The sequence below is a fragment of the Brachybacterium sp. AOP24-D1-21 genome (genome assembly GCF_052378665.1).
In the GTDB taxonomy this organism is placed as follows: Bacteria; Actinomycetota; Actinomycetes; order Actinomycetales; family Dermabacteraceae; genus Brachybacterium.
Genome location: NZ_JBQSXX010000001.1, coordinates 626,529 through 640,260 on the forward strand (window position 1 = coordinate 626,529; position 13,732 = coordinate 640,260).

Consider the following 13,732-nt stretch of genomic DNA (forward strand, 5'->3'; position numbering starts at 1 on the left):
GAGGTCACCTTCCGGGTCCGGAGAACGTGGTGCGGGTGAGCATCCACAGCAGGAACGGGGCACCGAGCGCGCCGGTGATGACTCCGGCGGGCAGCTCGGTGGAGCCGAAGAGGTTCTGGCCGGCGATGTCGGCGAGCAGCACGATCACGGCGCCGACGGCGGCGGACAGCACGAAGCTGGGCCGGCCGGCGAGCATCCGGGCGATCGGCCCGGCGAGGAAGGCCACGAAGGAGAGCGGGCCGGTGACCGCGACCGTCAACGCGCAGAGGATCACCGCGACCATGATCAGCCAGATCCGGGTGCGGGGCACCGCGAGGCCGAGCCCGGTGGCGGTCTCATCGCCCAGCTGCAGGATCCGCAGCCGGGGCACCAGCAGTGCGAGGACCGGAAGCAGCACCGCCAGAGCGATCGCGAGCACCACCACTCGGTCCCAGGTGGAGGTGGACAGCGAGCCGACCAGCCAGTGCATCGCGTCCCCGGCGGATTGCAGGGTGAGCCGGGTGAGCAGGTAGGAGACCAGGGCGCTGAGCGCCGCGGCGACCCCGATGCCCACCAGCACGAAGCGGTTGTCCACCGCGCCGGTCGCGCCCGGGCGGCCCGCTCCGGCCACCGCGAGGATCAGCAGCGCCGTCAGCACGCCGCCCAGCAGCGTGAACCAGAACAGCGCGCGGCCGTCGGTCTCGAAGAAGCTCATCGCGATCACCGCCCCGGCCGAGGCGCCGAGGGTCACCCCGATCACGTCAGGGCTGGCCAGCGGGTTCCGCAGCAGGGTCTGGAAGATGGTGCCGGAGAGCCCGAAGGCGATGCCGGCCAGCAGCGCGACCACCGCGGTGGGCAGGCGGTTCTCCATCACGATGAAGGAGATGCCGGGGATCGCCTCGCCGCCGATCACCCGCAGCGCCTGGTCCAGCGGCACCATCGGGGTGCCCAGCAGCACGCGGGCCGCGACCAGGGCCAGCACGATCACCCCGGCGACCAGGGCGGTCAGCGCAGTGCGGCGGGAACGGCCGGGAGAGCGCGGGCGGGAGCCGGGGCCCGGGCGGGAGGCGCGCGGCGCGGGCTCGGGAGCGGGAGCGGGAGCGGCGTTCACAGCCCCACCTGCCGCCGGGTGCGCAGCAGCACCACGAAGACGGGCACTCCGATCAGGGCGGTCATCACGCCGACCTGCACCTCGGCGGGCGGGGCGACCACCCTGCCCACGGTGTCGGCCAGCAGGATCAGCACCGGGCCGCCCAGCAGGCACAGCGGGACGATGCGCCGGTAGTCGCCGCCTACCAGCAGCCGTGCGGCATGCGGGACCACCAGGCCGAGGAAGCCGACGGGCCCGGCGAGCGCGACCGCCGCCCCGCACAGCAGGATGATCGCGATCCCCAGCACGATCCGTGCCCGTGCCACCCTCACGCCGAGGCCCACCGCGGCGTCGTCGCCGAGGGCGAGGGCGTTGAGCACACCGGTGGTCCCCGTGATCAGCACCGCCCCGATCGCCATCAGCGCCGCGACGACCGCGATATCGGAGAGGCTGCGGGCGCCGAGGGTGCCCACCTGCCAGAACCGCAGCCGGTCCAGGGACGCGTCGTCGAGAAGCACCAGTGCGTTGATCACCGAGCCGAGACCGGCGGTGACCGCCGCCCCGGCGAGCGCGAGCTTCACCGGGGTGGCGCCGTCGCGTCCGAGCGAGGCGACGGCGTAGACGACGACGGTGCCGACGGCGGCGCCGATCAGGGCGAGCACCATGAACTCGGCGACGGCGGATGCATCCAGGAGGAACACCCCGATCACCACGCTGGTGGTGGCGCCTGCGTTGATCCCCAGGATGCCGGGGTCCGCGAGCGGGTTGCGGGTCACTCCCTGCATCGCGGCGCCGGCCACGGCGAGCGCCGCACCGACGGCGACCCCGGCGGCGGTGCGCAGCAGCCGGGCATGGATCACGGCGTGGTCCGCGAAGCCTGCGTCGTAGGCGGTCAGCGCATCCCACACGGTGCTCGGGGCGACGGTGCGGGCGCCGATCATGAGGGAGAGCAGGCTGGCGATCGCCAGGGCCAGGAGGCCTCCGGCGATCGCCAGCGGGGTGGAGCGTCGCACCGTGGCTGCTCAGCCCCGGACGTGCTGAGCGGTCTCGACGATGGACGGCACCAGGTGCTCGAGCGCCCAGGGCAGGCTCAGCGCATTGGCTGCGGAGATCGACAGCGTGAGGTGGTCGTCGTCGGTGAGCACCACCCCGCCGGAGGCCACCGCGGGGATCTGCGCGAACAGCGGATTCGCCTGGAAGTCCTCGACCGTGGTGCCGGGCGCGGCCCAGGTGTAGAAGAGGTCTGAGACCAGCTCGTCGGCGCGCTCGGCGGACCATTCGAGGTAGAAGCTGTCCGCCCCGGGGGTGTTCTCGTCGATGACCTCCGCCTGGGTCATCCCCAGCGCGGTGAAGAAGCGCGGGCGGGTGTCCTCGCCGACGTAGAGATTGATCGAGTTGTCCGCGAGGCCCAGGGTGCCGGCGATGAAGGTGGCGCCCGCGACGGCCGGGTTCTCCTCGCCGACGGCGGCGAGATCCGCGGTGATCTGCTCGACGAGGCTCGTGGCCTGCTCGGAGCGACCGGTGGCGGTGCCGACGGCGGTCAGGACGTCCTCCCAGCCGGCGGTGTAGTTCGCCGCCAGCGGGCCGATGGTCGGCGCGATCTTGCTCAGCTGCGTGTACTCCTCCTCGGTGAGGCCGGAATAGGCGGCGATGATGAGGTCCGGGAGCAGCGCCGCGATCTCGTCGTAGTTGATGCCGTCGGACTCGTCGTACTGGGTGGGGGCGTTCTCGGTGCCCCAGTCGGCACCGAGCTCGGTGAGCTTCGCATCGATCCAGTCGGTGGAGCCGTTGTCGTTGCCGCCCCAGGTGACGGTCGGAATCCCGGCCGGCACCACATCGAGCGCGAGCAGGGTGTCGGCGTTGACCCAGGAGACGGTCGCGATGGTGACGGGCTCCGCCTCGATCACGGTCTCGCCGTAGAGGTGGGTGAGGGTGACGGGGAAGGACCCGTCGGCCGCGCCGCCGCCCGCGGTGGGAGCCGTGCTGGTCCCTGCCTCCCCGGAGCAGGCGGCGAGCGCGGGGACGGCGAGCGCCGCTAGGACGAGTGCACGGCGGGAAAGCTTCACAGCGGGTCCTCCAGGTTCGAGACCACCGGGAACCGGTGGTTAGGCGAGCCTGACCTTATTCCGTAATGCCGATGGTGCGCAATTGCCGTCCGGGGCGAGAGCTCTCCGCTGGGGACCGCTCAGGCACGGGGCGACCCCGGGAAAGCGAGCCAGATCACGCTGGCCGCAGACCCCGGGGCCGCTCCGTCCGCGCACCCCGGGCCGCCCTGTGCAGGGAGGCCCGGGGGCCGGGTCACTGCCTGCGGTCGTACGCCGTCTGCTGGATCTCCAAGAACTCGCTCAGCCCGATGCTCTCGAGGGTCTCCACGAAGGTGCCCCACTCGGACAGCGGCAGCTGGCCGGTGATGAAGCCTGCTCGCGCCTCGCCGAGGTACTTGCCGATCTCGGTGCCGACGGTGCCGAGCACGTCGGACTCCTCCGGGGTGAAGGTGAAGGCGGACCACACCTCGGGGATCGCGTACGGCTCCATGGCCTTCGAGCTCTCCATGGCCTGCGGCATGCTCTCCACACCCCCGAACCAGCGCTCGGTCACCCAGCCCGGGTAGCTGCCGCCCATGAAGATCGAGTGCGGCTTGAGGCCGTCATCGACGGACTGCCCCTCGGTGATCTCGGGCAGCAGCTTGTACTCGCCGCCCACCTCTTCCCAGCTGTCCCCCTGGTTGCCGAGGAAGAACTGACGAGCACCCTCCTCGCTGTACCAGTAGTCCATCCAGCGGGCGAGCGCCACGGGATGCTCGCAGCGGTCGGTCATCACGAAGTGGCAGATCGAGGCGAGCTCGGAGCGCACCGCATGCCACACCGGGGTCTCCCCCGCATTGCGGGTCAGCGGGGGCACGACGACGTACTTCTCGCCCACCTCGCCGAAGTATCCGGCAGGGGCGGGCGTCCCGCAGGCGGCCACGATCCCCTCGCTGCCCTGGGCGGTGAAGGTCGCCCGGTCCGAGGAGAAGATGTCTGCCGGGATCAGTCCCTTGCTGTAGAGCCCGTTGAGGTACTCCATCATCTCGCGGTAGCCGTCGGTGATGGGGAAGTAGCGCACCTTCCCCGTGTCCGGATCCAGATCGATCTGTCCCCCGGCGGTGCCCTGGTTCGCCACCCCGAAGGCGCCGTAGAGCGTCGGGTAGGTCTCTCCCAGGTTCACGGGGTCGGTGAGGCCGATCGCGCCGTCGATCGTGTTGACGGACTCCTCGAGATAGGCCTGGAACTCCTCGGTCGTCTCGGGCACGGCCATGCCGAACTGGTCCAGCCAGTCCTGCCGGGCCCAGAGCTTGAACATGTATCGCAGGCCCAGGAAGCTCGGGTCGTAGATCTGGGGCGTGGAGTAGATGTTCCCGTCCGGGAAGGTCAGCCCCTCGCGGATCTGGGGGCTCTTCTCCATCAGCGCGGTCAGGTTCGGCATGTGCTTCTCGAGCAGATCGTTCAGCGCGATGAAGGTGCCTCGCTCCCCGTAGGTGGCGATGTCCCCGGTTCCGACCCCCGTGCGGTAGAACGCGCTGGGGTAGTCGCCGCTGCTCAGCACGAGGTTGCGGCGCTCGGTCGCTCCATCCTGGGGGACCAGGCCGAAGTCGATGTGGACGTTGGTGAGCTCCTCGGTCGCCTGGATGACGGAGACCTCGTTCCAGTCCTCTGCGGTGGTCGAGGGGCGGGCGCTGAGGAAGTCGATCGTGATCAGTTCGTTCGCGATCGGCATGCCCTCGGGGGTGATGTTCTCGTCGGGGTTCTCGATCTGGTCGAGGGTGTCGATCTCTTCGCTGTCGTCGCCGCAGGAGGCGAGGACCGCAGCGGAGGCGAGGGCGGCGCCTGACGCCAGCGCGGCACGGCGGGTGAAGGGGTGGTGGGACATGGTGCAGGGATCCTTTCGGGACGTGACTGAACCAGGCGAGTGACCAGTTCAGGGTTTGTGGGGTCGAGGGGTGGCAGGTTCAGGGGAAGGTGCGCCGCAGGCACCAGGCGGCGGCCACGAGAGGGATGCTGATCCCGCAGACGGGCAGCAGTCCCGGCCAGCCGCTGGCGATCAGCGCCATCGGCCAGGCGATCAGAGGAGCCAGCAGGCAGAGGGTCAGCACGGGGCGCCCGAGGCCGACCGCGAGCGCCGCGGTGAACACGACGGCCAGGCGCGGCGGGGCACCGTCGACCTCCCGCCCTGCGATCCAGAGCAGATGCGGCATCAGCGCGACCATCAGGAGCAGGCCCAGCAGCGCAGGCCCCTGCGTGAGTGCGGCCGGGACGGGCGGCAGGCCGCGCGAGAGCCACCAGGTGACGATCAGGGCTCCGCACAGCGTGAGGGCGAGCAGGGTGACGGCGTTGGTGAGCCGCCAGCCCTGGCGCCACTGCTGCCACATGGCGCGGCCGATGGGCAGGTCCCTCTCGCCGCGCATCCAGCGCTGCGCCACTTCGAGCGCGGCGAAGGTGGCGGGGCCGACGCCGAGCACGATCCCGCCGGCCGCTGTGAGCCCGAGCCAGCAGGTGTTCAGCCACACCAGCCGCACCAGCCAGTGCAGGGCGCCGTCGAGGCGGGTCAGCATCGCGCCCTCACCCCTTGACCGAGCCGACGAGCACGCCCTGGGTGAAGAAGCGCTGCAGGAAGGGGTAGATCACCAGCAGCGGGAGCGAAGCGACGATCATCACCGCGTACTTGATCAGGGCGGCCAGTCGCTGCTGCTCGATCAGCGAGCCGGCCGCACCCGCCCCGCCCTGGGAGGTCTCCTGCGAGACCACCAGCAGCTCGCGCAGGACCAGCTGGAGGGTGTACTTGTCCCGATCGGAGAGGTAGATGAGCGCCTTGAAGTACTCATTCCACAGCCCGACCCCATGGAACAGGGCGAGCGTGGCGATGATCGGTGCGGAGAGCGGAATCGCGATGCGCAGGAAGATCTGGATGTCACCCGCGCCGTCGACGGTCGCCGCCTCGGCCAGCTCCTCAGGGACACTCTGGGTGAAGAATGCTCGGCCGACGAGGATCGACCAGGCCCCGGCCGCCCCCGGCACCACCACGGCCCAGATGGTGTCCAGCATGCCCAGGTCCTTGACGACCAGGTAGGTGGGGATGATGCCGCCCGAGAAGAGCATCGTGATCAGGATGTACCAGGTCACCCCGGTGCGGCCCGCCATATTCCGCCGCGAGAGCGCGTAGGAGCAGGGCAGCACGATCAGCAGGTGCAGGGCAACTCCGACGATCGTGTAGATGACGGTGTTGCGGTATCCGGTCCAGATGGACCCCTGGGAGAACACCCGCGCATAGCCGTCCAGGTTCAGGTCGACCGGCCAGAGCCACACCTGGCCCGTCTGCACGGCATGCGGATCGCTCACCGAGGCGATGAGCACGAACCACAGCGGATACCCGATCACGGCGACCACTGCGAGCAGGAAGACGGTGTTGAGGCGGTCGAACCAGCGATCCTCGCGAGAGGTGAGCGGGCGCCGCTTCGGGCGCCGCGAGGCGGGGCCGGGCCCTGACGACTGAGGGCTCCGCACGGCCTGCGGGCTCTGCACGGTTTGAGGGCTCTGCAGGGCCTGCGGGCTCTGGGAAGGGGAGGAGGTCACGGGATCACCACAGGCTGTTCTCTGAGAAACGGCGGGCGAGCTGATTGACGCCGACCAGCAGGAGGATGTTGATGACGGAGTCGAAGAGCCCGACGGCCGCGGCGTAGCTGTACTGCCCCTCCAGGAGCCCGGTCTCGTAGACGAAGGTCTGGATGATGTCCGAGGCCTCGGCGTTGAGCGAGTTGTTCATCAGCAGGGCCTTCTCGAAGCCCACTGCCATGAAGCTGCCGAAGTCGAGGATGAACAGGATCACGACGGTCGGCATGATCGCCGGGATGTTGACGTGTCGGATCCGCTGGAGACGATTCGCGCCGTCGACCTGGGCGGCCTGATGGAGCTCAGGGTTCACACCGGAGAGCGCCGCCAGGTAGATGATCGTGCTCCAGCCCAGGGACTGCCAGACCCCCGACCACACGTAGAGATGCCGGAACCAGCCCGGATCCTGCATGAACTGGATCGGTGCGAGGCCGACCAGCTCGATGAGGTGGTTGACGAGCCCGAGGCGCGGATCGAGGAACGCGAACAGCATGCCGACGACGACCACCAGCGAGACGAAATGCGGCGCGTAGGTGAGCGTCTGCGCGAATCGCTTGAAGAGGTGGTTCTTCACCTCGTTGAGGGAGAGCGCCAGGATGATCGGGAGCGGGAACAGGGCCAGCTGGTAGAGGCTCAGGATCAGCGTGTTCCGCAGCAGGCGCCAGAAGTAGTAGGAGTCGAAGAAGCGCTCGAAGTGCTCGAGACCCACCCAGCGACTCCCCCAGATCCCGTCGGAGGCGATGAAATCGCGGAAGGCGATCTGCGCCCCGTACATCGGGACGTAGTTGAAGATCAGGAAGAAAACGACGGCGGGAGCGACCAGCAGATAGAGCTGCCAGCTGTTGCGCACAGCGCGCAGGGCACGGCGCCTCCGCGGGGCCGCAACCACCGGTCCCCCCGGAGCCGGTGGCCGCTCCACCTCCGGCGCTCCGGTGGCTGCGGCCACCGGTGGCGCGGTCATCGTTCGGGTCCTCTCACTGGACTGCCTCCTGCTCGGCGCTCGTCTCCCGAACGCGTCTCTCCACGGGGAATCAGCAGGCGTGGGAGCGCTCCCGTGAGGCCGCGGACCGAGGCGAGGATCTTCACCCGCATGGCGACCTTGGGGAGCACGTCGCGAGGGCCCGCCTTCCCGCAACCGGGCACGGCGGCACCCCACTGACCTGCTACGACAGTTATTCCATGAAGCAGTCGGCTCAACAAGAGGGTTTTATGAAATGGCCTTTCATATACACCCGCTGTTCATCGTCGACCCGGCAGAAGAGCGCGCAAGAGCGCCCCGCGGGGCGACGCGGGGAGGTGCGCAGAGGCGCGGGAGGGCCGGGGCGACACCGGGAAGTGCGGGGAGACGCCGGGCGGGCTGAGGCGGGAAGAAGAGGAGCGCAGCGGGGAGGACCATGGCCCGCGCGGCGCGGCGACAGGGCGTGAACGGTCGCCCTCGAGCCGCTCGGCAGTGGCACCCAGCGACTCGAGGTCCGGCACTGCGCGGCACCCCGCCGCGACACGCCCGACCGACCGACTGGCCGACCGGCTGACCGGCTGACCGGCTGACCGGCTGACCGGCTGACCGGCTGACTGGCCGACTGGCTGACTGGCTGACTGGCCGAGTGACCGGCCGACCGGCCGACCGAAGGGTCAGGCCTTCGTCTCGGCAGCCTCGTCCTCGGGGTCGTCCTCGGTGTCATCGCTGGGGTCCTCGAGACCGCTCACCCCTGCCTCGCGGTACAGGGCGATGAACTCCCGCGCGGTATCGGGGCCGATCATCAGGCGCAGCACGGGAGAGACCTCGTAGTCATCCCCCTGCTCGTCCAGCAGACCGGTGCGCTGAACCTTCGCGATCGAGGCCCGGACCTCCTTCGCGAATCCAGCCTCGTCGGTGGAGGTGGTGCGGCGGTAGGCGGCCAGCGCCTGCTGCAGCTCCGCCTCGGAGACGACGGTGCGCTGCCCGCGCGAGGACTGGGTCAGCAGCATCTGGCGCAGCACCAGCAGCAGCACCGAGTCCAGGCGATTCATGCCGGTCAGGCGGCGCAGGAGCTTCGGCGCATCAGGATCGTCCTCGCTCTGGCGCACGAAGGCGACCTGAGCGTCATCGTCGACGATCAGCTCGAGGAAGAGGTCCGCCAGCCGGGATTCGATCGCGGCGCGGTCACGCAACAGCTGGGCGTAGCGGTTGGCGTCCCGCCGACCGTCCAGGAAGGGTCCTTGGAGCAGGTGCACGAGCACCCGTCGGGACTCGTCGACCAAGGCGGTGCCGGAGGCGGAAGGGCTGCCGGCTTCGGCCTGGGGGAGGACGTCGGCATCGGTGCGGGTTACGGAGCTGCTCACGACCACGTACCTTACCGGGGCGGGATTCGTCGATTCCGCGCCGCCCGTCATGACAGTCGGCGGGAAATGCCCCCATGGCGGGCTCAGATCTGGTGCAATCGACCTACACGCTGGAAGACCTTCGTGCATCCGTGCGGAGGAGTCGACCGCAAGGAGCCGACCATGGAACTGTCCACGCCCGTCATCATCGGGATCGTCGTGCTGGCGATCATCCTCGTGATCGTGCTGATCGCGGTGGGAGTGATGGCCTCGAAGCGTCGCAAGGCGCAGCAGCAGGAGGAGGACCGGCGGCGTGCCGCGCAGCTGCGGGACGAGGCCTCGAAGCAGGAGCAGCTGGTCCAGGAGCGCGATCTGAAGGTGCGCGAGACCGAGCTCGAGGCTGACCGCGCGCGGCTGGAAGCCGAGCGGAAGGCCAAGGAGGCCGAGCAGGAGCAGCTGGCCGCCGAACGCCGCCGTTCGGAAGTGGAGCGAGAGCGCGCCGAGGTCGATCAGGAGCGCAGCACCGTGCAGGAGCGCCTCGCCGAGGCTGACCGCCTTGATCCCGACACCCCCGACGACGCCCCCCGGCGCGACCGTGACGGCTCCGCCGTGGCGACCGACGCTCACCGTGAGCATCGCGACGATCACGACGGCCGCAACGTTCGCGAAGACCATGACCGGCATGACGGTCATGACAGCCGTGACAGCCGTGACGGCCGTGATCACCACGAGCATCGCGAACACCGCGAGCACAGCGAGCACGGCGCGGGCCGTGACCACGATGCGCACCGTGAGAGCGTGAACGGACAGCCCGACCATGGGCGCGAGGGTGTCCGCGAGGACCGGACTGCGGACCATGGTCGTACGACGCGAGATCCCGATCATGCAGCGCACGACCGCCGTGATAGCGATGATCGCCATGGCTCCGGTGCTGCAACAGCGGGCGCCGTCGGAGCTGGTGCTGTCGGCGCCGGTGCGGCTGGCGCGGGTATTGCGGGAGCCGCCGATCACGAGGACGGCACTGCGACTGACGACGCCGGTGCCCGCGGCGCGAACCATGGTCGTCGCGCAGCGCGCCCGGCTCATGAGGAGCCGCTGACCGGCGATGCACCGGACCGCACTCCGGCCGCCGCATCGACCCCTGAGACTCACGCGGTGGATGGGAACCGGGCAGGCACCGATCCCCGGACCTCGTCCGATACGAGCACCGGTGCTGGAGCCGGCCCCGCTGCAGGAGCTGGTGCAGGTGCTGGCGCAGGAGCCGCCGCAGGCATGGGCGCTGGCGCGGCCGGAGAACATGACCACGACCAGCCGCGTTCTGATGGAGGCTTCGGCCGCCCCGTCAACGAGGACCGTTTCGAGCAGCACTCCGACGTGTCCCGCACGGGACGCCAGGAGCACTCCGCAGGTGCCGAGCACTCGTACGAGCAGCAGACCCCGCCCGCGGAGCAGCAGTTCGGGCACTCGCGAACGTACGGCGAACAGCAGACCCCGCCGGCCGATCAGCAGTTCGGCCAGCACGACCGGCAGCACGATCAGCGCGATCAGCACGGTCAGCACGGCCAGCGCCATCAGGATGACCAGCAGTTCGGTCATCATGACCAGCTGGGCGCTCAGCAGGACGTCCGCCAGGATCACCTGGCCGGACGGGACTCGCGCGTGCAGGACGGGTCGATGCCGCAGGACACCGCTGGCCGGTCGGACCACAGTGCGGCCCAGCCCGAGCACGGGGATGAGCAGGATCCGTTCTTCCAGCAGCAGCAGCGGCTGGAGGAGCATAACGGGGAGCTGCCACCGAGGGCGCCGGAGTACGGCGATCCGCTCGACCGCCCGCTGCAGGATGGCCCTGCCGACGGTCGCTCTGCGGAGAATGGCTCTGCGGAGGACGGCACGCACCGCGGCTGAGCACCGCGAGCACTGAGCCTGCCCTCGCGCAGCCTCAACCCACCGACGGCGGCCCGGAACCTCTTCTCGAGGTCCCGGGCCGCCGTCGGTCGTGAGGGCCGTGCCAGACTGACATCCATGCCCACCGGACCCCCGCGCGCGCGTTCCCGCATGGACGACATCACCGTCGAGCGGGTGCTGCGCGTGGTCGAGTCGATCCCTTCCGGGCAGGTCGCGGCCTACGGCGAGGTCGGCGCGATCGTCGGCGTCGGCCCCCGCCTGGTGGGTCGCATCATGCGCACCTGGGGCTCTGGCGTGCCCTGGTGGCGGGTGACCAGCGCCTCCGGCGACCATCCTCTGCTGGCTCGGGCCCTCCCCCATTGGGAGGCCGAGGGCATCGCGGTGGCGCCGCACGGTCGCGGCTGCCGGATGGCGGATTTCGGCGCAGATCTGGAGGAGCTGCGGGAGCGGTCCCGCGCCCTCCTCGCGGAGCTCGACGAGGCGTGATCACCGCTCCTCGCAGCCTCCCGCGCGGCGTGGAGGCCGACTCGAGGGGCCCATCCCCTCTGAGCTGTCGCCACGACCTCCGCGCAGCGACAGCTCAGAGGGGATGGGCTAGCGGAGGGAGACTCCTCGGGAAGCGCTCCCGGGTCACTCCACCGGGACGTCGCCCAGGAAGTAGAACGCCGGCACCTTCGCGGCGTAGTCGTTCCCATCGAGCTCCCGCCAGTTGACGACCTCGGTGGAGCCCTCCCGCTCCTGGGCATGCTGGGTGGCCAGGAACATCAGCCCGATCACGCTGGCGAGTCCCTGATCGGCGGGCTTCGCGCGCAGGATGTCGCCGATCGACGCCTGGCCGGAGAGGCCGCGCACCTCGTTGATGTCGCCGGTGAGGCCCACGATGTCGATGTCGTTGGTGCGCACCAGGTCCGCGAGCACCTCGACGCTGAGCGAGGTGGCGTCGTGCACCTCGGCCTCTGCGGGGGCGCCGGGGTCGGTGGGGTCCTTGAGGCGATGCTGGGACACCGAGTTCATCAGCACCCGCGAGAGGTCCAGCTCGAGCGGGAACGGAGTGCGGGTGGGGACCTGGTCCTTCTGCGCGAGCGCAATGCCCTGCGCCTCCTGGAGCGCCTCGAGCATCACCCGGTGCTGGCGGAAGTCCTGGGAGCGCACGAAGCGGGCGAGGGAGCGGTACAGCTCCGTCTTGACGTCCAGCACCTCCTGCGCGGGGTCGTAGAGGTCGCTGAACACGTTGGCGAGCTTCTCGCGCTCGTCGCGTCCCAGCGAGCGGGCGAAGTCGCGCTCGAGCAGCCGGTCCACCAGCTCCTGCGCGGTGCGGGTCTGGACCGGGTCGTTGAGCATCCGGAAGAAGGCGGTGAAGGTGCGGCCCACCGAGGACTGACCGAGCAGGTCGTCACCGGCCAGCAGCTGCTCGAGGATCTCGCCGCGCGAGCCTTCCGGAGAGAGGATCTGCTCGCGCAGCCGCAGATCGACGGCTCGCAGATCTTCCCGGTACTGGAGGAAGTCACCGGAGAGCTCCGCGGCGATCTGCAGGATGTCCCGCAGGCGGTCGCCCGAGACCTCGGGGCTGGGCAGCATCAGCTCGCCCTCGGCGAGGTCTCTGATCTCTGCCTCGATCCGCTCCCGGCGGCGCTGGAGGTCGGCCAGGCGCACATCGCGGTCGGTCTCGGTCTCCTGCGCGAGGTGCTCGAACTGCTGGACCACCAGCTGCAGGCGGGACTCGGTGGTGGTGGGCCGATGTTCCTCGAGCGAGGCGATGAACTGGATCGCGTCGATCGTCGCCGGGGACGGCTCGAAGGTGGTCTCGGTGCGCTGCGGGTCATCGCGGCGGGTCAGATAGCCCTCGCGCACCCAGCCGTCGACGTATTCCGCGGCGGTGCGACCGATGCGGCTCTCCGCCTCGAGCTCCGGCGCCTCCGGGATCTCATCGTCGTGGAGGAGGGGCAGGTGCGCGCCGACGCGGGCGATCAGCTCGCTGCGCGGGAGCCGACGGTCACCGGCGGGGAAGGTGGACTGCAGGATGGCCAGGACGGCAGGCGCCTTGGTGGCAGCGAGCAGTCGCCAGGTGCTGGCCCGGCGCAGCTGCTCGTACGTCTCTTTGCGCGCGGACACGGCATCGCTGCGGCGGTCGGTCCACCGGTTCGGCTCAGTCGTGGTCACGAGGGGAGAGTCTAGCGTCGCCGGCCGGCGGTCCCGGGAGCGGACAGGGAGGCCGGCGGTGAGGTGGGGCCGATTCCGGCCTCGGTGGGCGCGGCGCGCAGCGTGGCAACGACGTCGAGTCGGTCCGCGGTCTCGCGGTCAGCGCCCCTCGACGTGCCTGAACTTCTCCCATGCCGATTGGCGGGCGACGCCGAGCCCGGCGCCGATCGACTCCCATGACGCGCCTCGCTCTCGCATGTAGGCGACCAGGTCTGCCTGGAAGCGCTCGAGCTGAGGGCGCTGCCGGGTGACCCCGCGGAGCATTGTGGTCAGCTCCTCCTCGGTGAACTGCTCGAAGGCGACCGTGGCGACCTCGGTGCCGGATTCGAAGGAACGGGCCGCTTCCCGCGCGCAGTCACCGCAGATCATCACGCCGAGTCCGCCGAGGAGAGGACGCTCCCGAGTGCTCGGGAGCCCGCAGAAGCCGCAGTGCATCTCGGAGGTCCCGCCTGGTCCGCGCATGGCCCGAGTCTAGAGCGACCCGCCCGCCCCGTCCCCGCTGCGGCCGGGATCGTCGGCGGGCAGGTTCTTGCGGACCGGAGGTGCGGCTATCGGGACATGCAACCGACGGGATCCGCCGGGCCGTTGCATGTCTCGACCCGGCCCGCCCCGT

Annotated in this window: 12 protein-coding genes; 2 read left to right on the top strand and 10 right to left on the bottom strand. The window is 70.2% G+C overall.

Annotated features, from left to right (window positions below; translation table 11 throughout):
* Positions 1–4: 4 nt before the first annotated feature.
* The 8 genes from ACT3UF_RS02950 to ACT3UF_RS02985 all read right to left on the bottom strand — a co-directional run bounded on the left by ACT3UF_RS02950 (position 5) and on the right by ACT3UF_RS02985 (position 9,036).
* The gene (locus ACT3UF_RS02950; RefSeq protein WP_441443679.1) at positions 5–1,090 is read right to left on the bottom strand and encodes a FecCD family ABC transporter permease; all 1,086 of its coding nucleotides are present in this window, start codon (positions 1,088–1,090) and stop codon (positions 5–7) included.
* The gene (locus ACT3UF_RS02955; protein WP_441443678.1) at positions 1,087–2,082 is read right to left on the bottom strand and encodes a FecCD family ABC transporter permease; all 996 of its coding nucleotides are present in this window, start codon (positions 2,080–2,082) and stop codon (positions 1,087–1,089) included. The genes ACT3UF_RS02950 and ACT3UF_RS02955 overlap by 4 nt, the downstream gene beginning before the upstream one ends.
* 9 nt (positions 2,083–2,091) lie before the next feature.
* A complete protein-coding gene (locus ACT3UF_RS02960) occupies positions 2,092–3,135 on the bottom strand; it encodes an ABC transporter substrate-binding protein (RefSeq protein WP_444502202.1) in 1,044 nt (347 codons plus the stop codon).
* Positions 3,136–3,367: 232 nt separating this feature from the next.
* The gene (locus tag ACT3UF_RS02965) at positions 3,368–4,978 is read right to left on the bottom strand and encodes a hypothetical protein (protein WP_444502203.1); all 1,611 of its coding nucleotides are present in this window, start codon (positions 4,976–4,978) and stop codon (positions 3,368–3,370) included.
* Positions 4,979–5,057: 79 nt separating this feature from the next.
* The gene (locus ACT3UF_RS02970) at positions 5,058–5,660 is read right to left on the bottom strand and encodes a YesL family protein (RefSeq protein WP_444502204.1); all 603 of its coding nucleotides are present in this window, start codon (positions 5,658–5,660) and stop codon (positions 5,058–5,060) included.
* 7 nt (positions 5,661–5,667) lie between these two features.
* The gene (locus tag ACT3UF_RS02975) at positions 5,668–6,678 is read right to left on the bottom strand and encodes a carbohydrate ABC transporter permease (RefSeq protein ID WP_444502205.1); all 1,011 of its coding nucleotides are present in this window, start codon (positions 6,676–6,678) and stop codon (positions 5,668–5,670) included.
* Between the two features lie 4 nt (positions 6,679–6,682).
* Entirely contained in the window at positions 6,683–7,675 is a 993-nt protein-coding gene (locus ACT3UF_RS02980) for an ABC transporter permease (RefSeq protein ID WP_444608002.1), read from the bottom strand.
* 671 nt (positions 7,676–8,346) lie between these two features.
* Positions 8,347–9,036 (bottom strand): DUF4194 domain-containing protein, encoded by a 690-nt coding sequence (locus tag ACT3UF_RS02985; protein WP_441443672.1) that lies wholly within the window; start codon positions 9,034–9,036, stop codon positions 8,347–8,349.
* A gap of 162 nt (positions 9,037–9,198) precedes the next feature.
* Here ACT3UF_RS02985 and ACT3UF_RS02990 point away from each other — a divergent pair, with 162 nt between their 5' ends.
* Together ACT3UF_RS02990 and ACT3UF_RS02995 are read left to right on the top strand one after the other, a co-directional pair.
* Positions 9,199–10,920 (top strand): hypothetical protein, encoded by a 1,722-nt coding sequence (locus tag ACT3UF_RS02990; protein WP_444608003.1) that lies wholly within the window; start codon positions 9,199–9,201, stop codon positions 10,918–10,920.
* Positions 10,921–11,037: 117 nt separating this feature from the next.
* On the top strand, positions 11,038–11,406 hold the full coding sequence (locus ACT3UF_RS02995) for an MGMT family protein (RefSeq protein WP_441443670.1): 369 nt from the start codon (positions 11,038–11,040) through the stop codon (positions 11,404–11,406).
* A 144-nt stretch (positions 11,407–11,550) separates the two neighbouring features.
* On the opposite strand, the gene ACT3UF_RS03000 is transcribed toward ACT3UF_RS02995, so the two are convergent.
* Together ACT3UF_RS03000 and ACT3UF_RS03005 are read right to left on the bottom strand one after the other, a co-directional pair.
* Positions 11,551–13,080, bottom strand: coding sequence for a DUF3375 domain-containing protein (locus ACT3UF_RS03000; RefSeq protein WP_442331775.1), 1,530 nt, complete (start codon positions 13,078–13,080; stop codon positions 11,551–11,553).
* A gap of 138 nt (positions 13,081–13,218) precedes the next feature.
* Complete coding sequence (locus ACT3UF_RS03005; RefSeq protein ID WP_441443668.1) at positions 13,219–13,581, bottom strand: hypothetical protein; 363 nt, start codon at positions 13,579–13,581, stop codon at positions 13,219–13,221.
* Positions 13,582–13,732: the final 151 nt, after the last annotated feature.